The sequence below is a fragment of the Clostridium formicaceticum genome (assembly GCF_001854185.1).
In the GTDB taxonomy this organism is placed as follows: domain Bacteria; phylum Bacillota; class Clostridia; order Peptostreptococcales; family Natronincolaceae; genus Andreesenella; species Andreesenella formicacetica.
On sequence record NZ_CP017603.1, the window covers coordinates 2,493,337 to 2,517,260 of the forward strand.

Genomic DNA, 23,924 nt, shown 5'->3' on the forward strand with positions numbered 1-23,924 from the left:
TATCATGTAAAATTAACCTGAAGGATAAAACCTTGTTGTGGGTCTGTACCTATAAAACTAAAGAGGAAATCCAATGGAGTAGACATTTTAATTGACCATTATTAAACTTTGCATTAAGATTAAATAAGATTCGATACTTTATAGATATACATCTATGAAATTTAATATATTAAGAGCTACATTTGCAGCCCACGGTTTTGGGGAGAAACCGTAGACCGTGTATATTAAAATTTAACTTTAGAAGCACGCATCTATAAAATAAAGTGGAGGTAAAAATGAACCTGATGATTAAAGGAATAATTTTAGGCTGTATAATTGTATTACCAGGTATGAGTGGTGGAACGGTTTTTTTAATTTTTGGTATTTATGAAAATATGTTGAAAGATTTAGCTAAGTTGAATATAAAGCCTTATTTACCCTTGTTAGCGGGAAGTATTATAGGTATTTTTATTAGTGGGATGTTATTTGCGCTGTTTTTTGAATCCTTTAGAGATGAAACAGCTGTTTTTCTCATGGGTTGTCTAATTGCTTCTATTAGACCTGTTTTAAAACCCTGCGAAAAGTTAAATCTACAGGGAATTCTGTTTTTTCTAGGAGGATTAGTCATTGGTTACTATATGGGAGGAGAGCCCATAGGACTTATGGTAGAGATAGAAGAAATTAGCTGGATATTACTAATGATAGGCGGTATATTATCTAGCGCCGCTATGATTATTCCAGGAATTCCAGGCAGCTCCGTGTTGATTGTCTTGGGAATTTACGATAGTATTTTATACTCTATAAAAGAGCTGGAATTATTCAACTTGATTATCTTTGGCATAGGAAGCATTATTGGAATTTTTCTTTTAATAAATATTCTAAACAATATCTATGAAAAGTATAGAAGTGTTATTTCTTACTTTTTTGCTGGTCTCATCTTGGGATCTTCCCGAGCCCTTTTACCTTATTCCTTTAAACCCTATATCCTACTTATATTTGCTGTTGGATTTATTCTAGTATGGATATGGAGTGGTAAGCAAAATGCTCCAGCAGATGAACTGCAGAAGAAAGACGAAAATTAAAAATTTTGAAAAATATAAATTTCATCTTTACAACGAACAAATGTTCGTATATAATAGAATTATAAAAAACGTATAAAAAATATAATATGCATCATATTTTTGCAAAAATAAAAATAGAATGTAATAGAAATAAATAGTTTGCAGCATATTATGTGGAGGTGTATATATGAAAGTGTTTGTTTTTTCAGGAAAGGTAAAAGAATTAAGAAAATATTTAAAAGAATGGCGAATAGAAGCGCCCAAATCATAAATTTTTTAATAATTATTAGCCTCCTTCCGATAAGAAAGAGGTTTTGTTTTTTGATTAAAAATGGCAAATAAAAAGGAACTATGGTACTATAATACTAATATATACCCTGTAAATATATGTGTTTGCCAACAGAGAAAATCTATAGATAGGAATGTAATCTATAGATTTTGGGAAAAATTCAATAAAAAGCTTTATACTCAGCTATGCTGAAGGAGTTTATTAATTAAACAGGAAGGAGCAGTTTGTTTATGATGTTTTCGATAGGACAAAGCTATAATGGCTTTAAACTTACACAAGAAAAAGAAATAAAGGAAATGAAGGCTATAGGAAGAGTGTTTAAGCACGAAAAGAGCGGGGCACAGTTACTTTACATACAAAATGATGATGATAATAAGGTGTTTTCCATTACTTTTAGGACGCCTCCTACGGATAGTACGGGATTACCTCATATATTAGAACATGCGGTTTTATGCGGTTCTAAAAACTTTCCAGCAAAAGATCCTTTTGTTGAGCTGGCGAAAGGGTCTTTAAACACCTTCTTAAATGCCATGACTTTTTCTGATAAGACAATGTACCCTATTGCCAGCAGAAACGATAAAGATTTTTTAAACCTAATGCATGTTTATTTGGATGCAGTTTTTTATCCAAATATCTATAATAAACCTGAAATATTAATGCAGGAGGGCTGGCATTATGAATTAGAAAATATAGAAGATGAAGTAACTTATAAGGGTGTCGTTTACAACGAAATGAAAGGAGCATTTTCTTCTCCTGAGCAGGTGTTATTTAGAAAAATGCAGGAATCTTTATTTCCTGATACTACATACAGATATGATTCTGGTGGAGATCCTGAAGTAATTCCAAACTTAACACAAGAAGACTTTTTGAACTTTCACAGTAAGTTATATCACCCTTCTAACAGTTACATTTATTTATATGGTGATGGGGATATTATGGAGCATTTAAAGTTTATCAATGAATCCTATTTAAAAGACTTTGATAAAATACAGATAGATTCTAAAATTAATTTGCAAACCCCTTATGAAGAACCTAAAACCTCTATTGTAGAGTATTCAATATCTGCCAATGAAAAAGAAGAGAACAAAACCTTTTTAAGTCTAAATTTTGTTGTGGGTAAGTCTACAAACCCAGAATTACACTTAGCTTTTGATATTTTAACTTACTTATTGTTGGAAACACCAGCAGCACCACTAAAAAAAGCTTTACTAGAAGCAAATTTAGGGAAAGATGTTTTTGGCTCCTATGACCACAGTATTTTTCAGCCGGTACTAAGTGTTGTTGTGAAAAACGCTAATGAAGAGGATCAAGATAAGTTTGAGCAACTTGTATTTGACACATTAAAACAATTAGTAGAGAAAGGTATTGATAAAAAACTTATCGAAGCGGCAATAAACATTTATGAATTTAAGTTAAGAGAAGGAGATTATGGAAGATATCCTAAAGGACTAATCTACTGCATGAAGAGTATGGAAAGCTGGCTTTATGATGCGGACCCAATGCTGCACTTAGGCTATGAAGATGTATTGAAAAAAATTAAAACAGCTTTAACTACAGACTATTTTGAAAGACTTATAGAAGCGCATATTTTAAATAATTCTCATAGGTCTTTGTTGATGGTAAAGCCTAAAAAAGGTCTAGCACAGGAAAAAGAAGAGGAAGTAAAACAAAAACTAGCAGCATATAAAGCTAGATTAACGAAAGATGAAATGCATCAACTGGTAGAAAATACATTAATATTAAAAAAATATCAAGAGGCACCTAATGATGTGAAAGATTTAGAAAAAATTCCGCTACTTTCTCTAAAAGATATAGAGCCGAAAGTAGATAAGCTGCCCTTGGTGGAAAAGGCAGAGCAGGGTATACCTATTTTGCTCCATCCAATGTTCACCAATGAGATAGCTTATGTAAATTTATTATTTGATACTACAACTGTTCCACAACAGCTGATCCCTTATGCTAGCCTATTAAGCTTTATATTAGGCAAAGTAAGCACAGAAAAGTATAATTACGAAGATTTATCTAATGAAATCAATATTTATACTGGCGGGATAGATTTTAACATAGAAGCTTATTCTTTAAAAAATGACGATGGGGAATACTTTCCTAAACTGATGGTGAGATCCAGTGCCTTAGTAAAACAACTACCTAAATTATTCGAGATTTTAGGAGAACTTATCGAAAATACAAAGTTTAGTGAAGTAAAGCGATTGAAGGAGATTATTAGTGAAGTAAAATCTAGGTTAGAAATGAATATTTTACAGGATGGGCATATTGTTGCTGCTAGAAGGGTTACCTCTTATTTTTCACCAATTGGAAAGTATAAGGAATTGTGCACCGGTATAGACTTTTATCAGTTTATTGCCGAGTTGGAAGGGGCTTTTGACAACAAAGCGCAAGAAATTGAAAGCAACTTAGCAAAGGTAGCTAAAATAATTTTTAATAAAGAAAATCTACTTGTTAGCTTAACAATAGAAGAAAAAGATTACAAAAGCTTTCAAGAACCCTTTGCTTCCTTAGTAAAACATATAGGTGAGGAAAAGTTAGAAAAACAACAGTATCAATTTGACTATTCTGCAAAAAATGAGGGATTACTAACCTCAAGTAAAGTACAGTACGTAGCGAAGGCCTATAATTTTCAAAAGCTAGGTCATGGCTATACAGGACATTTACAAGTATTAAAAACAATCATTAGCTTGAACTATTTATGGAATAAGGTAAGGGTTTTAGGGGGGGCTTATGGAGCTATGGCAGGCTTCAGCAGAAACGGTAACCTATATTTTACTTCCTATAGAGATCCTAATTTAGATAAAACGCTAAAGATATACGATGAAGCTTATAAATACTTAGATGAATTCTCTGCAGATGAAAGAGAGATGACAAAATATGTAATTGGCACCATTAGTAAGATGGATGCCCCTTTGACTCCCTCGATGAAGGGTCAAGAGGCAACAGCCTATTATATTAGTCAGATTACAGAAGATGATTTACAAAGAGAAAGAGATGAAGTGTTGAGAATAAAATCAGAGGATATAAAAAAATTAAGTAAATTAATTAAAGAAGTAATGGAACAAAATTATTTTTGCGTACTAGGGAATGAAGGAAAAATTAAAGAAAGGAAAGAAGTCTTCGGCAACTTGATAGATGTATTTAATTAATTCTTCACTATCTAAATAGAAATTGTGTATAGAAATAATAAAAGCGCTTTATGCGCTTTTATTATTTGCAGAAAATTGTCTTAATATATTGAGCAACAAGGGATTGATAAATTAAAAACAAAAACTATTTACATATTATGAAAAATATGGTATAATTCATAATACACATAACGCATAATGAATTTATTAAAACCATGAAGGTTTATGCCTAAATTGAAAAAAATAGGTCTATATGCTTCATGCTTTTTATTTTTTGTTCCATCTAATCAGAAAGAGTACAAGAATTATGTCGTTATTTGACAATATAGTATATTAGACTATGACAATAATTCAAGCGATTTAAGCCTAGAAAGTTCCTCAAGGTTTGACTTAGCATGTGTTTTTTTTGGAAAAAAATAAAATTATTCATTGCAAACAAAATAAAAGTATGATACACTTAAGACAAGTAAAAAGCTACAAGATGTTAACTGAAAATTAACATTTTTTTTACTGGTATTTGATATTTTATTAACAATATAGCAAATGATTTTTTTAAAAAACATTGTTACATAATTAACAATAAAAACGCTTACATAATTAAAAGCATTATTGAAAAATTTGTAACCATTTCACGAAATTAAGTCTAACCAACTTGTCAAATGCAATACACAATTGTTTACATCTTACTACATTTAGTTTAGTTTGCTTTAATGATTGTAATCTTGTTTTAAATTCATAAAAATCTGATTAAAATTTACTATATTAAAACCTATTATCTATATAGAAATATAAAAAAATAATACTTTTTTTAGTTTTGATAAAACACATAAGAAATGAAGTCTTATAAAAAAGCATGAAGCTTTGATTTTTGATACAATTTTTTATGTGTTCAATAAAATATATTTTTATTAGGGGGAGTTAAAAATGAGTGAAGAAAAAATGGTGTCTCTTGATATTATCGATGAGCAATTAATTAAAAAAGCAGAGCAAGAGGGCATAGAAACAATGTGGGACAGAAAAAAAGCTATGAAAACACCTTGCGGTTTTGGTGAGCAGGGTGTCTGTTGTAGAATTTGTGCTATGGGTCCCTGTAGAGTAAGCCCAGTTGAAGGAAAAGGTGCGCAAAGAGGTATTTGTGGTGCTACAGCTGACACAATTGTAGCTAGAAACTTTGCGAGAATGGTAGCAGCAGGAACTTCAGCCCACTCTGACCATGCTAGAGATATAGCACATGTTATGCATATGGCTAGTAGAGATGGAAGCTATACTATTAAAGACGAGAAAAAATTATTAGTATTAGCTGAAGAGTGGGAAGTAAAAACAGAAGGTAGAGATATCTATGATATCGCTCACGAAGTTGCTGAAGTAGCGCTAAATGAATTTGGTAAGCCTTTTGGTACATTAAGATTCCCAGAAAGAGCACCAGAGCCAAGAAAGAAAATTTGGAAGGAACTAGGAATTGAGCCTAGAGCAATAGATAGAGAAATTGCAACCATTATGCATTCCACCAGCATAGGATGTACTAGTGATGCTGAAAGTTTACTAAAGATGTCTATGAGAACATCTCTTTCAAATGGCTGGGGTGGTTCTATGATGGGATCAGAATTTACTGATATTATATTTGGAACCCCAACCCCAACAGTAACAGAAGCTAACTTAGGGGTTTTAGAGGAAAAACAAGTAAATATTCTACTTCATGGTCATGATCCAAGTTTATCTGAAATGATTGTTATGGCAGCGAATGATCCAGAAATGCTTAAATTAGCTCAAGAAGTAGGAGCTGAAGGTATCAACTTAGCAGGTATTTGTTGTACAGGTAACGAAGTAACTATGAGACATGGTGTGAAACTAGCTGGAACTTTCTATCAACAAGAGTTAGCAGTATTAACTGGAGTAATTGAAGCTGTTATTGTGGATGTTCAATGTATCTTCCCATCACTTACACCAGTGACAGATTGCTACCATACTAAGTTTATCACTACATCTCCAAAAGCTAAGGTTACAGGTGCAACACATATAGAATTCAACGAAGCAGTAGCTTTAGAGTCTGCTAAGGCTATTGTAAAGGCAGCAGTAGAGAACTATGCTAACAGAAAGCAAGATAAGATTTTTATACCAAAGTCAAAAGCGCAAGCAATTACAGGGTACTCTGTAGAAGCTGTTGTTAAGCAATTAGATAGAGTTGTAAACTCTCATATAGATTCTCAAGGAACAGTGAAGCCATTGGCAGATGTTCTTAAAGCTGGAGTATTAAGAGGAGCTGCTGGTATTGTTGGTTGTAACAATCCAAAAGTAAGGCATGAATACAGCCACATAGAAATTATGAAAAAATTAATTGCAAATGACGTTATCGTTGTAACTACTGGTTGTGCCGCTCAAGCTGCTGCAAAAGCAGGATTGTTAAGCAAAGATGCTGCTAAATTAGCTGGCAAAGGCCTACAAGCTGTATGTGAGCTAGTAGATATCCCACCAGTAATCCACTTAGGATCTTGTGTAGATAATACACGTATCTTAAAGCTAGTTAGTGCAGTAGCGAAATTTATGGATGTAGATAACAGTGATTTACCAGTAGTAGGTGTAGCGCCAGAGTGGATGTCAGAAAAAGCTGTTGCTATTGGAACTTATGTTGTATCAAGTGGTATTGATGTATTCTTAGGGGTAGTGCCTCCGGTAACTGGTTCTAAGGAAGTTATGGATATATTAACGAATAAAATTGAAGATATGACAGGAGCTAAGTTCTTTGTTGATACAGATCCACATGCATTAACTGATGTGATGTTAGCAAGAATCGAAGAAAAACGTGAAAAGTTAGAACAAAAACTTGCAGCAAGGGCTGAAGAAAAAGAATGTGCTGCAGAACTTGCTTAGGACTTGCAAAATATTTAGAATAGTTTTAAAATAGATTTAGAGTGATAAAACTGAGACAATTGTTCTGGAAGACCAGGACAATTGTCTCCAATAAAATAATTAAACGCTGAGATAATAGAATAGATATTATAGAAAAAACATCTCAGATGACTATAGATAATAACCTAAAAAACTAGGAATATAGGTGATATAGATGAAGATAGCTATAACAGGTAAAGGCGGCGTAGGTAAAACAACATTTGCAGCAATGATTAGTAGACTATTAGCAGAACAAGGCTATAGTGTTTTAGGTGTAGATGCAGATCCTGATGCTAACTTAGCACTGGCACTAGGATTTCCAAAACAATTGATTGATGAAATTGTTCCAATTTCCGAAATGAAAAATCTAGTAGCTGAGAGAACAGCCTCTACTCCTGGTACCTTTGGTACAATGTTTAAGATGAATCCACAGGTAAGTGATATTCCTGAAAAGTATTGCAAGGAATATAACGGTGTGAAGGTTTTGACCATGGGAACAGTAGATACTGGCGGTTCAGGTTGCGTGTGTCCTGAACACGTTCTATTAAAAACGTTAACATCTCATCTAATATTAGGCAATAAAGATGTAGTAGTGATGGATATGGAGGCAGGCATAGAACACTTAGGTAGAGGAACAGCAAAATTTGTAGATGCCTTTATTGTTGTAGTAGAACCAGGGGAAAGAAGTCTACAGACCTATAGAAAAGTAAAGACACTGGCACAAGATATTGGGGTCCAAAAAATATTTGTCGTAGCTAATAAAGTAAGAAATGAGAAAGATGAGAAGTTTATACTAGAAAACGTAGAAGCAGATAAATGTTTAGGCTTTATACACTATAACCCTAATATTGTAGACTCTGACAGAAGTGATCTGTCACCCTTTGATTCAAACAATCAAATTAAGGAAGAAGTACTAGTGATTTCTAATAAATTAAAGGAAGTTTTATAGGCGCTGACAGCAATAATCTGTCATCCTTTGATTGAAACAACCGAATTAAGTAGGGATTACTAGTAATTTCTAAATAGATTAAAGGGGGTTTTATAATGAGTTTTAAAAGTGATATTGAAATTGCACAAGAGGCTACACCACAAGACATCAGAGAGATAGCTGCAAAATTAAACCTAACAGAGGATGACATCGAGCTTTATGGTAAGTACAAAGCTAAGGTAGACTACAATCTACTTAAAAAAGACAATGGCGGTAAGAAAGCAAAATTAATCTTAACTACTGCTATTAACCCAACACCTGCAGGTGAAGGTAAAACAACTACTACAATAGGTGTATCTGATGCCTTAAGTAGACTTGGCAAGAAAACTATCGTTGCTTTAAGAGAACCATCTCTTGGACCAGTATTTGGTGTTAAAGGTGGAGCAGCTGGTGGTGGATATGCTCAAGTAATACCAATGGAAGATATCAACCTACACTTTACAGGTGACTTCCATGCTATAGGTGCAGCAAACAACTTATTAGCAGCTATGCTTGATAACCACATCAATCATGGTAACCAATTAGGAATCGACAGCAGAAAGATTACATGGCGTAGAGCTGTGGACATGAATGATAGACAACTTAGAAATATGGTAAATGGATTAGGTGGCAAAGGTAATGGTATTCCAAGAGAAGATGGTTTTGACATTACTGTTGCTTCTGAAGTAATGGCAGCTTTCTGTCTAGCTAGTGATATCGTAGACTTAAAGGCAAGATTAGCAAGAATTATCGTAGCTTACACAAGAGATGATAAGCCAGTTACAGCAGGAGAATTAAATGCTCATGGAGCTATGGCTGCATTATTGAAGGATGCTTTAAAGCCTAACTTAGTACAAACATTAGAAGGAACACCAGCTTTTGTACATGGTGGACCATTCGCAAATATCGCTCATGGTTGTAACTCAGTAATTGCTACAAAAATGGCAATGCATTTTGCAGATTATGTAGTAACAGAAGCAGGATTTGGCGCTGACCTTGGAGCAGAAAAATTCTTAGATATCAAGTGTAGAATGGCTGACCTTAAGCCTGATGCAGTAATCATCGTTGCAACTGTAAGAGCATTAAAATACAACGGTGGCGTAGCGAAACAAGATTTAAATCAAGAAAATCTTGAAGCATTAGAAAAGGGTCTACCAAACTTATTAAAGCACGTAGAAAATATAACAAAAGTATTCAAGTTGCCAGCAGTAGTAGCTATTAATCAATTCCCACTTGACACAGAAGCAGAGTTAAACCTTGTAAAAACTAAGTGTAAAGAACTAGGCGTAAACGTAGCTTTATCAGCAGTATGGGCAAAAGGTGGAGAAGGTGGAGAAGAATTAGCTAACGAAGTATTAAGATTAACTGAGCAACCAAGTACATTAGAATATACATATGACTTGGAGATGCCAATTGTAGACAAAATCAAAGCGATTGCTCAAAAAATCTATGGTGCTGACAATGCAGACTTTACACCAGCAGCTTTAAAAGAAATAGAAAGATTGACAAAGCTTGGCTTTGACAAGTTACCAATTTGTATGGCAAAAACCCAATACTCTTTAACAGATAACCAAAACTTATTGGGAAGACCTACAGGATTTAATATCACCGTAAGACAAGTTAAAGTATCTGCAGGTGCTGGATTCCTTGTAGCTCTTACTGGAGAAATCATGACAATGCCAGGATTACCAAAGGTTCCTTCAGCTGAAAAAATCGATGTTGATGAATCAGGTGTAATCACAGGATTGTTCTAAAAATATACTTTAGGAGGAAGGACAATGAAGTTAGTAGATAAAAGCAGTGTTGAATTTACTAATGTCCTTGCCTCTAAAGCTGCTGTCCCCGGAGGCGGGGGCGCAGCAGCTTTAGTAGGGGCATTGGGAACTGCCTTAGCAGGTATGGTATGTAATTTAACCATTGGAAAGAAAAAGTATGCACAGTATGAAGAACAAGTAAAGGCAATTTTAGCAAAATCAGAAGAAGTTCAAAATTGTTTTTTAAAAATGGTGGATGAAGATGCTGAAGAGTTTTTACCGTTATCAAAGGCTTATGGAATGCCAGCAAATACTGAAGAAGAAAAAGTAGAAAAAGATAGAGTATTGCAAGAAGCATTGAAAAATGCTTGTAGTGTACCAATTAAAATTGTAAGAACCTCTTATGAGGCAATAAAACTACATGAAGATTTAGTAGACAAGGGTTCTACCTTAGCTATTAGCGATGTAGGCGTAGGGGTTCAATGTCTTAGAGCAGCTTTGATCAGTGGACAACTTAATGTAATCATTAATATAGGAATGATCAAAGATCAAGAATATGTAAGTGCTGTTAAAGAAGAAACAGATAGATTGGTTGCAGAGGGAGTGAAAATTGCAGACGAAGTCTATAAAAAAGTAGAAAAGGCACTTCTTAAATAATTAGATAATGACAATATTAGGTAAAATTAAAACACCTGTTAACATATAAACTTGAGTGATTAAGGCTATTAACAAATAGCAAGATGTTTTAAATATATAAAAAATTAATAGGGGGTTTTGAAAATGGGTCAAGTAATAAAGGGGAAACCAGTTGCTGATAAGATCAGTGAAGACTTGGTAAAAGAGATTGAGGTATTGAAAGGAAAAGGATTTCAACCTAAGTTAGCTATTGTACGTGTTGGTGCTAGATCAGACGATTTAGCTTATGAAAAAGGTGCTCTTAGTAAATGTAAAAAAGTAGGGGTTGAAACAGAGGTTAAAGAATTACCAGAAGATATTACACAAGATGACTTTATAAAAGAATTAAAAAAATTAAATGAAGATAAGGCTGTTAATGGAATACTAATTTTTAGACCATTGCCAAAGCAGTTGGATGAGAGTGTTATCAAGTATGTAATTGCTCCTGAGAAAGACGTAGACTGCTTTAGTCCAGTGAACGTTGGAAAAATGACAGAAGGGGATAAAACTGGATTCCCACCATGCACACCAACAGCAGTAATGGAAATTCTAAAGTTCTATGAAGTAGAGTTACAGGGCAAAGATTGTGCTGTTATCGGGGCTTCTATGGTTGTTGGTAAACCTACAGCCTTATTGTTATTAAATGAAAATGCTACGATTTCAGTATGCCACATCTTTACAAAAGATTCAGCGAAGGTAGCTAGCCAAGCAGAAGTTGTAGTTGTAGGGGTAGGGGTACCAAGATTAGTAAAAGAAAACTGGATTGCCAATGGAGCAGTAGTAATTGATGTTGGTATCAATGTGGATGCAGAAGGTAATATGTGTGGAGACGTAGATTTCGATAATGTTCAAGAAAAAGCAGCTATGATTACACCAGTACCAGGTGGGGTAGGTTCAGTTACTACATCTATTTTAGCAAAGCATGTAGTAAAAGCCTGCAAACAACAAAACAATTTATAGTACTTAATTAACTTATTGTACCAGTTCTAAGAAAAAGTTGCTTTTAGCTGGTGCGATAAGTTAATAGGTAACTTTGTTTAACTAAGGGGGAATAAAAAATGATTATTTCACAAAAAAAACCTTTTGAAGAAGTTCTAAAGTTCCTAAAGGATAGTAAAAAGGTAGTTTTGACAGGCTGTTCTGAATGTGCTACTGTCTGTAAGGTTGGGGGCGAAGAGGAACTACAAGCCATGAAGGAATTGTTAGAAGTAGAAGGCAAAGAAGTATTAGCTTCAATTGTTCTTGAACCAGCCTGTAACCTGTTAAATACAAAGAAAGCGTTTAAATCATTAAAAGAAGAACTTGGTCAAGCGGATGCAGTACTTTCATTAGCCTGTGGTGATGGCACACAAACAGTTGCAAAAATTGTTAAAAATGCAGTATATCCTGCTAACGATACTATGTTTATCGGTGAGATAGAAAGAATCGGACAATTTGAAGAAGCCTGTAAAGCCTGTGGTGAGTGTGAACTTGGCTGGACAGCATCTATTTGTCCTATAACAAAGTGTGCTAAAGGTCTTGTTAATGGCCCATGTGGTGGTGCAAAGAACAAAAAATGTGAAGTTAGCAGTGACAATGACTGTGCATGGCTTTTAATTTATGAAAAATTAAAAGAAGCTGGACAGTTAGCAAACATGATGGAATTAAGAGCACCTAAAGACTTTGCAAAGGCAAATAGTCCAAGAAGAATTAATTTAAAAGATCAAAGCAAAGAAACTGCTGAAGCTTAGATTGATAAAGGGGGTATTATAATGAGCTTATTAAGAAATGCAATTGAAAAGGGAGAATTTGCAGTTACAGCGGAAATGGCTCCTCCTAAAGGAACGGATTTTCATCATTTAATGGAATGTGCAAGAGCTATTAAAGGAAGAGTTCATGGTGTTAATGTAACAGATTTTCAGTCAGCCGTTATGAGGGCTACATCTTTAGCTACTTGTAAATTATTAAAAGATGAAGGTTTAGAACCAGTATTGCAAATGACCGGTAGAGACAGAAATAGAATTGCTATTCAAGGAGAATTTTTATCTGCTGCTGTATTTGGAATTCCAAATGTACTAGCTCTTACAGGAGACCATACAGTAGTAGGAGATCATCCACAGGCAAAACCTGTATATGACTTAGATAGCGTTGGTATTTTACAAGCTGCAACAACTTTAATGGGCGGAAAAGATATGGTAGGTAATGATATAGAGGGCGGATTAGACTTCTTATTAGGAGCTTGTGTAACACCAAGATTCGATCCTGTAGAAGCGCAAATTCTTAAAATGGAAAAGAAAGTAAAGGCAGGAGCAAGATTCTTCCAAACCCAAGCTGTATTTGATTTAGATACAATGAGAGAATTTAGAGAAAAAACTAAGCATATCAATGCAAAAGTATTAGCAGGTATTATTCCTCTAAAATCTGCTCCAATGGCAAAATTCATGAACAATAATGTACCTGGAATTTATGTACCAGATGAACTTATTGAAAGAATGAAAAATACTGAAAAAGATTTAAGAGTACAAGAAGGTATTAAAATAGCTGGAGAATTTATTAGACAGCTAAGAGAAGAAAACCTATGTGATGGGGTACACATCATGGCTATTGGTGCCGAAGAAAACGTACCTGCAATTCTAGATGCAGCTGGATTATAGTTTGCAAAAGGGGGTTTGAACAGTGAAGGTAGTTGTAATTGGAGGAGGTCCAGGGGGATACGTAGCAGCGATTAAGGCAGCAATGCTGGGAGCGGATGTAACCATAGTTGAAAAAAAGAGAGTTGGAGGAACCTGCCTTAATGTAGGATGCATACCAACCAAGGCTTTGCTAGCTTCATCTGACATGCTTGAAGCTGTAAGAGAAGCAAAAGACTATGGCGTAAATGTTAATGGTGACATTGAAGCAGATTTCCAATATATGATGAAAAGAAAAGATAAAATAGTAGATCAACTAGTAAAAGGAATAGAGTTTTTATTTGAGAAAAAAGGCGCTAAATTGGTTAGTGGCTTTGGAAAATTAATTGATAAAAACAAAGTAGAAGTTGAGAAGGAAGATGGTTCTAAAGAAGTAATAGAAGCAGATAAGATTATTTTAGCTACTGGTTCAGTTCCAATTGTTCCTCCAATTTTCCCTTATGATGGTAAGAAAGTTATTACTAGTGATGAAGCGCTTTATTTAGAAGAAGCACCTAAATCTTTATTGATTTTAGGTGGGGGTGTTATTGGCTGTGAGTTTGGGCAGTTTTTTAGTAAAATAGGCACAAAAGTAACCATTGTTGAAATGGCTGATCAATTGCTACCTTTTGAGGATAAAGATGTAGCAAAACAGTTGGAAAGATCTTTCAAAAAAGATAAAATTAAAATGATGACTGGACAAAAAATTGAGAAGTGTGAAGTTCAGGGAGACAAAGTTGTTGCCTATTTAGAAGGTGGCAAAGAAGTAGAGGCAGATGTAATGTTGGTATCAGTGGGTAGAAAGCCATACTTGGACAACCTAGGTCTTGATACTGTTGGTGTTAACATGGAAAGAGGAAAAATTGTTGTAAATGAAAAAATGGAGACAAATGTTGAAGGTATCTATGCTATAGGCGATATCGTTGACACACCTTTCCTAGCCCATGTTGCATCTAAAGAAGGTATGGTGGCAGCAGAAAATGCTCTAGGTAAAGATAAAACTGTTAGTTATAGAGCAGTGCCTAGATGTATCTATACTTCACCTGAAGTAGCAGCTGTTGGTATCACTGAAAAAGATGCAGATGCTAAAGGAATAGCGTACCATGTAGGTAAGTTTGACTTTAGAGGACTTGGAAAAGCCCAAGCTATTGGTCATTTCCAAGGATTTATAAAGGTGTTAGCTGATGATAATGATAAGATTATTGGGGCATCTATTGTAGGTCCTCATGCTACTGACCTTTTAGCTGAGCTGAGTCTAGCTGTTGAATTAGGTTTGACAGCTGAACAAGTTGGAGATGTTATTCATCCACATCCAACATTATCTGAGGGCATTATGGAAGCATTACATGATGTGCATAAAGCCTGTGTTCACTCTGTATAAAGGATAGGGTTCTATTAAAAAGCCCTGTCCATTAGGCGAAGCTTTTGTCAACAACAAACAGGAGGTAGATACTATGGGATATACAATAGCTGTAGCAGGTAAAGGTGGTACTGGAAAAACATCACTGACAGGGCTTTTAATAGACTATTTAGTAAAAAATGGAGAAAAGCCTATCTTAGCTGTAGATGCTGATGCTAATTCAAACTTAAATGAAGTATTAGGTGAAGAAGTAGAATTTACTATAGGTGAAATAAGAGAAGAAGTTAGCAAAAGAGAAAATACTGGAAATAGTTTTCCAGGCGGAATGACAAAGGCACAGTATCTAAAGTATCGATTGAATGGGGCACTTGTTGAAGGTAGAGGATATGACCTTCTAGTCATGGGTAGGTCAGAAGGTCAAGGATGCTATTGTTATGTAAATGGCATGTTAAGAGAACAAATTGATTCTTTATCCGATAGTTATAAGTATTTAGTGATTGACAATGAAGCAGGCATGGAACATTTGAGCAGAAAAACAACCAAACATATTGACACCCTATTTTTAGTAAGTGATTCATCAAGAAGAGGGATTCAAGCAGTTGGAAGAATCAATCAACTGGTAAAAGAACTTGGACTCAGTGTACAAAATATTCACCTTATCGTGAATAGAGTAGCAAATGGTATATTGCAGGAAGATACAAAAACAGAAATTGAAAAGCAGGGATTAAACTTGCTTGGTGTAGTACCTTTAGATCAGCAAGTTTATGAATATGATGCCCAAGGAATTCCATTGGTAAAATTACCAGAGGATTCTATCTCCAAAACGGCATTAAAAAATATTTTATCAAAAATCCAGTTTTAACAGTAATTTTATTTAAGGGGGCGATTTTAGTGGCATTTAAAATGTCAGTACAGGATTATAAGGGAAAGATTAATGAAGTAGAAGTAGGAAAAGGCGATAAGGCATTCAAAATTGGGGGAGAAGCTGCAGTTGCGTTTTATGAATTTGACGGTGCAACTGGTCAAGCACCTAAAGCAGGAATTGAGATTTTAGACATTTATCCAGAAGAATGGATACCAGCATTACAAGAATTATATAAAGATGTAGCAAACAACCCTGTTGAATGGGCAAAGTTTGTTGAAAAAGAACTAAATCCTGATTTCATTTGTTTAAGATTTTTAGGTGCTGATCCTAATGGATTAGATAAGTCTCCTGAGGAATGTGCTGAAGTTGCAAAAGCTGTTGCAGAAGCTATTACTTTACCATTAGTTATTGCTGGAACAGGCAACCATGATAAGGATAGCAAATTGTTTGAAAAAGTAGCTGCTGCTGTTGAAGGCAAGAACGTTCTTGTTTTAGCTGCTACAGAAGAAAACTATAAAGGTGTTGGAGCTGCTGCTGGTTTAGCTTACGGTCATAAAGTAGGTGCAGAATCTTCAGTAGACATTAACCTTGCAAAACAATTAAATGTACTTTTAGGCCAACTTGGCGTTAAGGCTGAAGACGTCGTTATGAATATTGGATGTTCTGCTGTAGGATATGGATTTGAATACCTTATTTCAACAGTAGATAGAATTAGATTAGCAGCATTAGGTCAAAACGATAAGACTTTACAAATGCCTATTATTACACCAGTATCCTTTGAAACATGGAATGTTAAAGAAGCAGTTGCAGATGAAGAAGATGCTCCAGACTGGGGGTCTAAAGAAGAACGTGGTATTACTATGGAAGTATCAACAGCTACAAGTATTATTACTGTAGGTGCTGATGCAGTAATTCTTCGTCATCCAAAATCACTAGAAACAGTGAAAAAGTTTGTAGCAGCATTAGCATAAATAAAAAAAATATCAACATATTTTATAAATATACTTTGTAAAATGATTTTCTAAGGGGGAAAGAAAAAATGGCTTTAACAGGATTAGATATATTTAAATTAACACCTAAAAAGAACTGTAAAGATTGTGGGTTTCCAACTTGTTTAGCATTTTGTATGAAGGTTGCAGCTGGAGCTGTTGAGATAGAAAAATGTCCTCATATGAGTCCAGAGGCTTTAGAAAAATTATCTGAGGCTACAGCGCCACCAATGAAGGCTGTTAAAATTGGTACAGGTGATAATGAATATACATTGGGTGGAGAAACTGTACTTTTCCGTCATGAAAAAACTTTTGTAAGTAGAAATAGATTTGCAGTAGCATTTAATGATGCAATGACTGCAGAAGAAGTAGACGCAAAGTTAGCTAACATTAAAAAGGTTAATTATGTAAGAATTGGTGAAGAAATGAAGGTTGAAGTAGCTGCATTGAAATATACAGCGAACAAAGATAATTACATTAACCTTGTTAAAAAAGTGAAAGATAGCGATGCTAAATTAGTTTATATGTTAGTCTGTGAAGACGTTGAAGTTCTTAAAGAAGCTTTAGAGTTAGTTAAAGATGAAAAACCTGTTGTATATGGTGCTACAAAAGACAACTATGAAGCTATGGTAAATCTAGTGAAGGATGCAAAACTTCCTTTAGGCTTAAAGGCTGCTAATCTAGATGAATTATATGATTTAGTTGATAAGGTTCAAGGATTAGATTATAAGGAACTATTATTAGCAGTAGAAGATCCTTCAGTAAAAGAAACCTTTAAAAATGTAGTTCAAATTAGAAGAACTGCATTAAAAGAGCAAGATAGAAAATTTGGTTATCCTTCAGTTGTATTTGCTAATGACTTATCAGGTGGAGACAAGTACATGGAAGTTGCTTTAGCATCATTATTCACATTAAAATATGGTTCTATTGTTGTATTAGATGACATAGATTATGCAAAGGCATTACCACTATTTGCATTAAGACAAAATGTGTACACTGATCCTCAAAGACCAATGAGGGTTGAGCCAGACGTTTATCCTATAAATGGTGCAGATGACAATGCTCCAGTACTAGTAACTGTTGACTTTGCATTAACTTACTTTATTGCAGCTGGTGAGATCGAAAGATCTAAAGTGCCAGTATGGTTAGCTGTTCCAGATGCTGGTGGTTACTCTGTACTTACTGCTTGGGCTGCAGGTAAATTTGGTGCAGCTAACATCAGTAAATTTATCAAAGAAAGCGGTATCGCTGACAAAACTAAGTCAAGAAAATTAGTAATCCCAGGACTTGTAGCTGTACTTAAAGGAGAAATTGAAGATGAGTTACCAGGTTGGGAAATTGTTGTAGGACCAGAAGAAGCTATGCATATTCCAAAATTCTTAAAAGAATTACAAGCAAGTGAAGCATCTGCATAGATAATTATAAAAATCAATAGTATTAAAATTAAGGAAAGGGTAATACCTTTCCTTAATATAAAAATAAGAAATAGGGGGTTACATACATGGAAAAGTTCCTTGTAATTGGAGAGAGAATTCATTGTATTTCACCAGTAATTAGAAAGGCATTAGCTGAAAGAAATCCTGAGCCAATCTTACAGAGAGCCAAGGAGCAAATTGAGGCTGGAGCAGATTACGTAGATGTAAACATAGGACCAGCAGCAAAAGATGGAGAAGAATTAATGACTTGGGCTGTTCAGTTAATTCAAAAAGAGTTTGACAATGTTCCTTTAGCTTTAGATACTATAAACAGAGCAGCTATGGTAGCTGGATTAAAAGCATATAATAATTCAAAAGGCAAAGCGATTATTAACTCAGCAGATGCTGGCCCAAGAATTGATTTATTTGATTTAGCGGCAGAGCATGATGCAATGATTATTGGTTTATGTGCTAAAGAAGGTATTCCTAGAGATACAGAAGAACGTATCGCTTATTGTACAGAAATGTTAGAAAAAGCTATGGGATTAGGTATGGACCCAAGTGACATATTATTCGACCCACTTTTCCTAGTTGTTAAAGGAATGCAGGAAAAACAATCAGACGTTTTAGAAGCCATCAAACAAATCACTGAGATGGGTCTTAAAACTACTGGTGGATTAAGTAATATTTCTAATGGAGCTCCAAAGCATGTAAGACCAATCATGGATGCAGTTTTTGCAGCTATGGCAATGCAATGTGGACTTTCCTCCGCTATTATTAATCCATGCGACAAAGAATTAATGGATACAATCAAAACTTGTGATGTTATTAAAAACAACATTCTATATGCTGATTCATACTTAGACTTATAAGAGATTTGTAATAAATATAAAAAGGGGGTAACAACTTATGAATTTGTTTAATACCATTTACACTGGTTCAAACCAAGCTTTAGCAGCAGCTGAAGGGTTGCTTAAAAAAGCAATTGAAGAAAAAGGAATAGACCATAAAGTGGCTTTTCCAGAAACAGCTTATTCGCTTCCTATCATCTATGCAGCAACTGGACAAAAAATGAACACATTGCAAGACTTAGAAGGTGCTATCGGTGTTGTTAAAAGCTTAATCGATGAACAGCCTCGACTAGAGCCAGCTTTAAACGCAGGTCTAGCTACAGCAGTTTCAGCAGAAATTATTGAAGCTGTTAAGTATGCTTTAAATGAAACACCTTATGAAGCACCTTGTGCAGGTCATATCAGTGATGCTATCATCCGTTCACTTGGTGTACCGCTTGTAACTGGAGATATTCCAGGGGTTGCTGTTGTTTTAGGGGAATGCCCTGATAGTGAAACAGCTGCTAAGGTTATAAAAGATTACCAATCAAAAGGTTTACTTACTTTCCTAGTTGGAAAGGTTATTGATCAAGCTATAGAAGCAAATGTTAAAATGGGACTTGAGTTAAGGGTTATTCCATTGGGATATGATGTAACTTCTGTTATCCATGTTGTATCTGTAGCGATCAGAGCAAGTCTTATCTTTGGTGGTATTGAACCAGGAAAACTTGCTGAACATATGGAGTATACTAAAAATAGAGTACCAGCTTTTGTTAATGCTTTTGGTCCATTGAGTGAATTAGTAGTTTCTGCTGGAGCAGGCGCTATTGCCCTTGGATTCCCAGTAATTACTGACCAAGTAGTGCCAGAAGTACCAACATTATTATTAACACAAAAAGATTATGATAAAGTTCCTGCTACTTCATTAGAAGCTAGAGGTATCAAAATTAAAATCACAGAAATTGCAATTCCAGTTGGTTTTGCTGCTGCCTTCGAAGGTGAGAGAGTTAGAAAAGACGATCTTAACGTAGAATTTGGTGGAAACAAAACAGAATGTTGGGAAGTTGTTAGAGCTAGAGAACTAGGAGAAATAGAAGATCATAAAATAGAAGTTATTGGACCAGATATTGATGAGATAGAAGGAGCACCTAAGCGACTTCCACTTGCTATCATCGTTGAAGTAGCTGGTAAGAGCATGCAGGACGATTTTGAACCTGTATTAGAAAGACGTATTCACTACTTCATGAACTACACAGAAGGTGTTATGCACGTAGGACAAAGAGATACTTCTTGGATCAGAATTAACCATGATACTTTTAATGCTGGATTTAGATTAAAGCATTTTGGTGAAGTTCTATATGCAAAAATGAAAGATGAATTTGACTCTGTTGTTGATAAGTGTCAAATAACCATCGTTACTGATGCTGAAAAGGTAGCTGCTATGAAGGAAACACATGCTATTCCTAAGTATACAGCGAGAGATGAAAGACTTGCATCTTTAACAGATGAAAGTGTAGATACTTTCTACTCTTGTTTACTATGTCAGTCCTTTGCTCCAGCGCATGTTTGTATTGTTACACCTGAAAGACTAGGACTTTGTGGTGCGGTAAGTTGGTTAGATGCTAAGGCTACTAAGGAACTAGACCCAACTGGCCCATGTCAACCAGTGCTTAAAGAAGGCGTTCAAGATGAAGAAAAAGGTATCTGGGATGCAGTTAATGAGCACGTTGCTGAAAAATCACAGGGTGCTGTAGAAAGAATCACGCTTTACAGTTTGATGGAAGATCCTATGACTTCCTGTGGTTGTTTTGAATGTATCGCTGGAATCATGCCAGAAGCTAACGGTGTAGTTATTGTTAATAGAGAGTTTAGCGGAGTATCACCTGTAGGTATGACTTTTGGTGAACTTGCTTCTATGAGTGGTGGTGGAGTTCAAACACCAGGATTTATGGGACATGGAAGATTCTTTATCTCTTCTAGAAAGTTTGCTGCTTACGAAGGTGGTCCAAAGAGAATTGTATGGATGCCTAAAGAATTAAAGGATTATGTAAGCGAAAAATTAAATCAAACTGCTAAAGAAATGTATGGAATAGATAACTTTACTGATATGATTTGTGATGAAACGATTGCTGTTGATCCAGAAGAAGTATTGAATTTCCTTACTGAAAAAGGACATCCTGCTTTAGAAATGGATCCATTAATGTAGTAGATAACATTAATGTAGTAGATAACATTAATGTAGTAAATAATATATATAAGGCTCCTGCTTTCAGTGGGAGTCTTATACAAAATTTAAGGAGGGTTTTAAATATGTATCCAGAAAACTTAAAATATCATAAAGAACATACTTGGGTAAAGGTAGAGGGAGATACTGCTTTAATTGGTATTACAGACTATGCACAACAGCAATTAGGTGAAGTGCTATTTGTTGAAATGCCAGAAGTAGGAGATGAAATGAAAGCTGGAGAAGAGTTCGGAGTAGTTGAATCTTCTAAAGTAGCATCTGACTTAATAGCACCTATATCTGGAGAAGTTTTAGAAATCAATGAAAAGTTAGATGATGAAGCTGAATACATCAATGAAGCACCTTATGACGCATGGATTGTTAAGATTAAATTAGCTGATGCAGCTGAGGTAGATGCTTTATTAAACGCTGAAGATTATCAAGGAGTATTAGAATAATTTTTTGCTTGCTTAAATGAAAAATTGATTTCTGCAAGATAGCATGCTAACATAGATATACGCCTATGCATTTTAATATACGAAGGACTACATTATAGTTTTGGACTAAGTTTTTTAGTCAAGGAAAACCTGTTGGAGCGTATGTATATTAAAATTAAAGTATAAAGGCGTATATCTATGTGATAAAGTGAAGTTGTATCTTGCAGAAATTGTTTGTTTTTTTCATGATCCTATTGCCTCGCTTTATCCTGGCAAGTATTATTGGAGGGGTATTTAGATGATAAATGTAAAGTTTATACCAGCAGGAATCGAAATCAAGGCAAGAATAGGTGAAAATTTACTGGAAATTGCTAGAAGGGAAAATATCTTTATTGATGCTCCTTGTAATGGTAGTCTTTCCTGTGGAAAATGTAAAGTAAAAATTATACAAGGAAATGTGGAGACAGAGGCAAATCGCCATATTAAAGAAGAAGAACTGCAGGCAGGATATGTACTAGCCTGTGGTACAAAAGTAATAGAAGATATAGTGGTTGAAGTTGTTGAAGGTAAATCCTCTTATCTAGCAGGGATGAAAATAGAAGATTTATCGGGACCAAAGGATAAAGAAATTTTTGAAAGAGCAAAGGCTCAAATTTTAGATAATGGCATGAAATTCTCTTCCTATGTAAAAAAAGATTATATTATGATAGAAGCACCTACCCTTGATGATAACATTTCGGACTGGGATAGGATGAAAAGATATTTAAGAAATCAATTAGGATACTCAAAAGTATTCTGCAGATTACCTATATTAAGAAAAATACCTTCTATACTAAGGGAAAGTGACTTTGAGGTTACTATTACCCATATACCTAGAGGAAAAAATAGAACAATGATTGTGAATATAGAAGCTGGAGATACCACAGATAGGCTTTATGGGATAGCGCTGGATATTGGAACCACTTCAGTAGCTGCATGCCTTGTGGATCTTTATAAAGGTGAGCTTTTAGCGAAAGCTTCAGCTGGAAATGCTCAAATGAAGTATGGGGCTGATGTCATTCATAGAATTATTTATGCAACAAAAAATAAGGGCTTAGAACAGTTAAGCCACGCTGTCATACATGAAACCATCAATCCATTGTTAGTGAAGATGTATCATGATGCAGGCATAGATAAAGAAGAAGTTATTGCTTTTGTTGCAGCAGGGAATACCACGATGTCTCATTTATTACTGGGGATTTATCCTGATTATTTGAGACTAGAACCCTATATCCCTACTTTTTCAAATGCACCCTTTATTAAAGCTTCTGAATTAGAATTAGAAATGAACTCTGAAACCTTCTTGTATATAACACCTTCCATAGCTAGTTATGTAGGTGGCGATATTACTGCAGGGGTTTTAGCTTCAGGAATATGGACTTCAGACGAAAATGTATTATTGATTGATTTAGGAACCAATGGTGAGATTGTTTTTGGTAATAAGGATTATATGGTTACCTGTGCCTGCTCAGCTGGTCCAGCCTTTGAAGGAGGCGAAATCAGCTCTGGAATGCGAGCTGCAGGCGGTGCTATTGAAAGAGTAGAAATAGAAGCAGGTACCTTCAAACCAAAACTTACAATCATTAACAATGAAAAACCAAAGGGGATATGTGGATCGGGAATTATAGATCTTATTGCAGAAATGTTAAAAACGGGTTTGGTTGATAGAAGAGGAAAGCTTAATAGAAACCTTGATAGCAATAGGGTACGATTTGATGACTACAACATTGGAGAGTATGTGCTAGCCTTTAAAGAAGAGTGGGATATCCATGAGGATATTACCATCACGGAGATTGATATTGATAATTTTATTAAGGCAAAAGGTGCGGTATATTCTGGGGTTTCTACATTAATTACTAGTCTAGGGATGGATATATCTATTATTGATAAAATCTATATTGCTGGTGGAATCGGTAATAGTCTTTCTATTGATAGAGCAATAGAAATAGGGCTGTTCCCTGATATAGAAAAAGAAAAGTTTGTATATATAGGAAATAGTTCTTTGATGGGATGCTATCTTACACTAATGAGTGAAGATGCAAGAAAAAAACTTGAGGAAATTTCAAATCAAATGACCTATATAGAATTAAGTGTGTATCCAACTTATATGGATGAATTTATTTCTGCTTGTTTTTTACCTCACACGGATATTGAACGCTTTCCTACTGTTGAAAAAATCCTAAAAAATAATAAAATTTGCTAAGGTGCTATAAAAATATTTTAATACTGAAAGATTTCTTTAAAGCTGCTGAAATGCTTTAAGGAAATCTTTTTTTATGAAAATATGATATACTTAAGATAAGCTTATAGACCGTAGGCTTAGGTAAAACCTAGCCAATGGCTACAAATGAAGTCCTTAGTATATTAAA

At 34.8% G+C, this 23,924-nt stretch carries 17 protein-coding genes; all 17 read left to right on the top strand.

Annotated features, from left to right (window positions below):
• Positions 1-275 precede the first annotated feature (275 nt).
• The 17 genes from BJL90_RS11065 (at position 276) to acsV (ending at position 23,758) form a co-directional block, all read left to right on the top strand.
• Positions 276-1,061 (top strand): undecaprenyl phosphate translocase family protein, encoded by a 786-nt coding sequence (locus BJL90_RS11065; protein ID WP_070967871.1) that lies wholly within the window; start codon positions 276-278, stop codon positions 1,059-1,061.
• 498 nt (positions 1,062-1,559) lie between these two features.
• The gene (locus tag BJL90_RS11070) at positions 1,560-4,487 is read left to right on the top strand and encodes an insulinase family protein (protein WP_070967874.1); all 2,928 of its coding nucleotides are present in this window, start codon (positions 1,560-1,562) and stop codon (positions 4,485-4,487) included.
• A gap of 903 nt (positions 4,488-5,390) precedes the next feature.
• On the top strand, positions 5,391-7,334 hold the full coding sequence (cooS, locus tag BJL90_RS11075) for an anaerobic carbon-monoxide dehydrogenase catalytic subunit (RefSeq protein ID WP_070967877.1): 1,944 nt from the start codon (positions 5,391-5,393) through the stop codon (positions 7,332-7,334).
• 193 nt (positions 7,335-7,527) lie between these two features.
• The gene (locus BJL90_RS11080) at positions 7,528-8,301 is read left to right on the top strand and encodes an ATP-binding protein (protein WP_070967880.1); all 774 of its coding nucleotides are present in this window, start codon (positions 7,528-7,530) and stop codon (positions 8,299-8,301) included.
• 95 nt (positions 8,302-8,396) lie between these two features.
• Positions 8,397-10,073, top strand: a complete 1,677-nt coding sequence (locus BJL90_RS11085) for a formate--tetrahydrofolate ligase (protein WP_070967884.1) — start codon at positions 8,397-8,399, stop codon at positions 10,071-10,073.
• 24 nt (positions 10,074-10,097) lie between these two features.
• Positions 10,098-10,730, top strand: a complete 633-nt coding sequence (locus BJL90_RS11090; RefSeq protein ID WP_070967887.1) for a cyclodeaminase/cyclohydrolase family protein — start codon at positions 10,098-10,100, stop codon at positions 10,728-10,730.
• A gap of 123 nt (positions 10,731-10,853) precedes the next feature.
• Positions 10,854-11,708 (top strand): bifunctional 5,10-methylenetetrahydrofolate dehydrogenase/5,10-methenyltetrahydrofolate cyclohydrolase, encoded by an 855-nt coding sequence (locus tag BJL90_RS11095; protein WP_070967890.1) that lies wholly within the window; start codon positions 10,854-10,856, stop codon positions 11,706-11,708.
• Positions 11,709-11,806: 98 nt separating this feature from the next.
• Complete coding sequence (locus BJL90_RS11100; protein ID WP_070967893.1) at positions 11,807-12,478, top strand: methylenetetrahydrofolate reductase C-terminal domain-containing protein; 672 nt, start codon at positions 11,807-11,809, stop codon at positions 12,476-12,478.
• A gap of 21 nt (positions 12,479-12,499) precedes the next feature.
• Entirely contained in the window at positions 12,500-13,381 is an 882-nt protein-coding gene (locus tag BJL90_RS11105) for a methylenetetrahydrofolate reductase (RefSeq protein ID WP_070967896.1), read from the top strand.
• A gap of 22 nt (positions 13,382-13,403) precedes the next feature.
• On the top strand, positions 13,404-14,777 hold the full coding sequence (gene lpdA / locus BJL90_RS11110) for a dihydrolipoyl dehydrogenase (protein ID WP_070967899.1): 1,374 nt from the start codon (positions 13,404-13,406) through the stop codon (positions 14,775-14,777).
• A gap of 73 nt (positions 14,778-14,850) precedes the next feature.
• Positions 14,851-15,618, top strand: a complete 768-nt coding sequence (locus tag BJL90_RS11115) for an ATP-binding protein (RefSeq protein WP_070967901.1) — start codon at positions 14,851-14,853, stop codon at positions 15,616-15,618.
• 29 nt (positions 15,619-15,647) lie between these two features.
• Positions 15,648-16,592 carry an acetyl-CoA decarbonylase/synthase complex subunit delta gene (acsD, locus tag BJL90_RS11120; protein WP_156778764.1) on the top strand — a complete coding sequence of 315 codons (945 nt, stop codon included), beginning with the start codon at positions 15,648-15,650 and terminating at the stop codon, positions 16,590-16,592.
• A 68-nt stretch (positions 16,593-16,660) separates the two neighbouring features.
• Entirely contained in the window at positions 16,661-18,025 is a 1,365-nt protein-coding gene (acsC, locus tag BJL90_RS11125; RefSeq protein WP_070967904.1) for an acetyl-CoA decarbonylase/synthase complex subunit gamma, read from the top strand.
• An 86-nt stretch (positions 18,026-18,111) separates the two neighbouring features.
• Entirely contained in the window at positions 18,112-18,897 is a 786-nt protein-coding gene (acsE, locus tag BJL90_RS11130) for a carbon monoxide dehydrogenase/acetyl-CoA synthase methytransferase subunit (RefSeq protein ID WP_070967907.1), read from the top strand.
• A 37-nt stretch (positions 18,898-18,934) separates the two neighbouring features.
• Positions 18,935-21,061, top strand: coding sequence for an acetyl-CoA decarbonylase/synthase complex subunit alpha/beta (acsB, locus tag BJL90_RS11135; RefSeq protein WP_070967910.1), 2,127 nt, complete (start codon positions 18,935-18,937; stop codon positions 21,059-21,061).
• A gap of 104 nt (positions 21,062-21,165) precedes the next feature.
• On the top strand, positions 21,166-21,537 hold the full coding sequence (gene gcvH, locus BJL90_RS11140) for a glycine cleavage system protein GcvH (protein WP_070967913.1): 372 nt from the start codon (positions 21,166-21,168) through the stop codon (positions 21,535-21,537).
• A gap of 277 nt (positions 21,538-21,814) precedes the next feature.
• Positions 21,815-23,758: a corrinoid activation/regeneration protein AcsV gene (gene acsV, locus BJL90_RS11145; protein WP_070967916.1), complete on the top strand. Its 1,944-nt coding sequence runs from the start codon at positions 21,815-21,817 to the stop codon at positions 23,756-23,758.
• Positions 23,759-23,924: the final 166 nt, after the last annotated feature.

Excerpts from the sequence above, each read along its gene's own strand:
- cooS (WP_070967877.1), top strand. The coding sequence starts at position 5,391 with ATGAGTGAAGAAAAAATGGTGTCTCTTGATATTATCGATGAGCAATTA.
- BJL90_RS11070 (WP_070967874.1), top strand. The coding sequence starts at position 1,560 with ATGATGTTTTCGATAGGACAAAGCTATAATGGCTTTAAACTTACACAA.
- BJL90_RS11115 (WP_070967901.1), top strand. The coding sequence starts at position 14,851 with ATGGGATATACAATAGCTGTAGCAGGTAAAGGTGGTACTGGAAAAACA.
- BJL90_RS11095 (WP_070967890.1), top strand. The coding sequence starts at position 10,854 with ATGGGTCAAGTAATAAAGGGGAAACCAGTTGCTGATAAGATCAGTGAA.
- gcvH (WP_070967913.1), top strand. The coding sequence starts at position 21,166 with ATGTATCCAGAAAACTTAAAATATCATAAAGAACATACTTGGGTAAAG.
- acsC (WP_070967904.1), top strand. The coding sequence starts at position 16,661 with ATGGCTTTAACAGGATTAGATATATTTAAATTAACACCTAAAAAGAAC.
- acsV (WP_070967916.1), top strand. The coding sequence starts at position 21,815 with ATGATAAATGTAAAGTTTATACCAGCAGGAATCGAAATCAAGGCAAGA.
- BJL90_RS11065 (WP_070967871.1), top strand. The coding sequence starts at position 276 with ATGAACCTGATGATTAAAGGAATAATTTTAGGCTGTATAATTGTATTA.
- acsE (WP_070967907.1), top strand. The coding sequence starts at position 18,112 with ATGGAAAAGTTCCTTGTAATTGGAGAGAGAATTCATTGTATTTCACCA.
- BJL90_RS11100 (WP_070967893.1), top strand. The coding sequence starts at position 11,807 with ATGATTATTTCACAAAAAAAACCTTTTGAAGAAGTTCTAAAGTTCCTA.
- BJL90_RS11105 (WP_070967896.1), top strand. The coding sequence starts at position 12,500 with ATGAGCTTATTAAGAAATGCAATTGAAAAGGGAGAATTTGCAGTTACA.
- acsB (WP_070967910.1), top strand. The coding sequence starts at position 18,935 with ATGAATTTGTTTAATACCATTTACACTGGTTCAAACCAAGCTTTAGCA.
- BJL90_RS11085 (WP_070967884.1), top strand. The coding sequence starts at position 8,397 with ATGAGTTTTAAAAGTGATATTGAAATTGCACAAGAGGCTACACCACAA.
- BJL90_RS11090 (WP_070967887.1), top strand. The coding sequence starts at position 10,098 with ATGAAGTTAGTAGATAAAAGCAGTGTTGAATTTACTAATGTCCTTGCC.
- BJL90_RS11080 (WP_070967880.1), top strand. The coding sequence starts at position 7,528 with ATGAAGATAGCTATAACAGGTAAAGGCGGCGTAGGTAAAACAACATTT.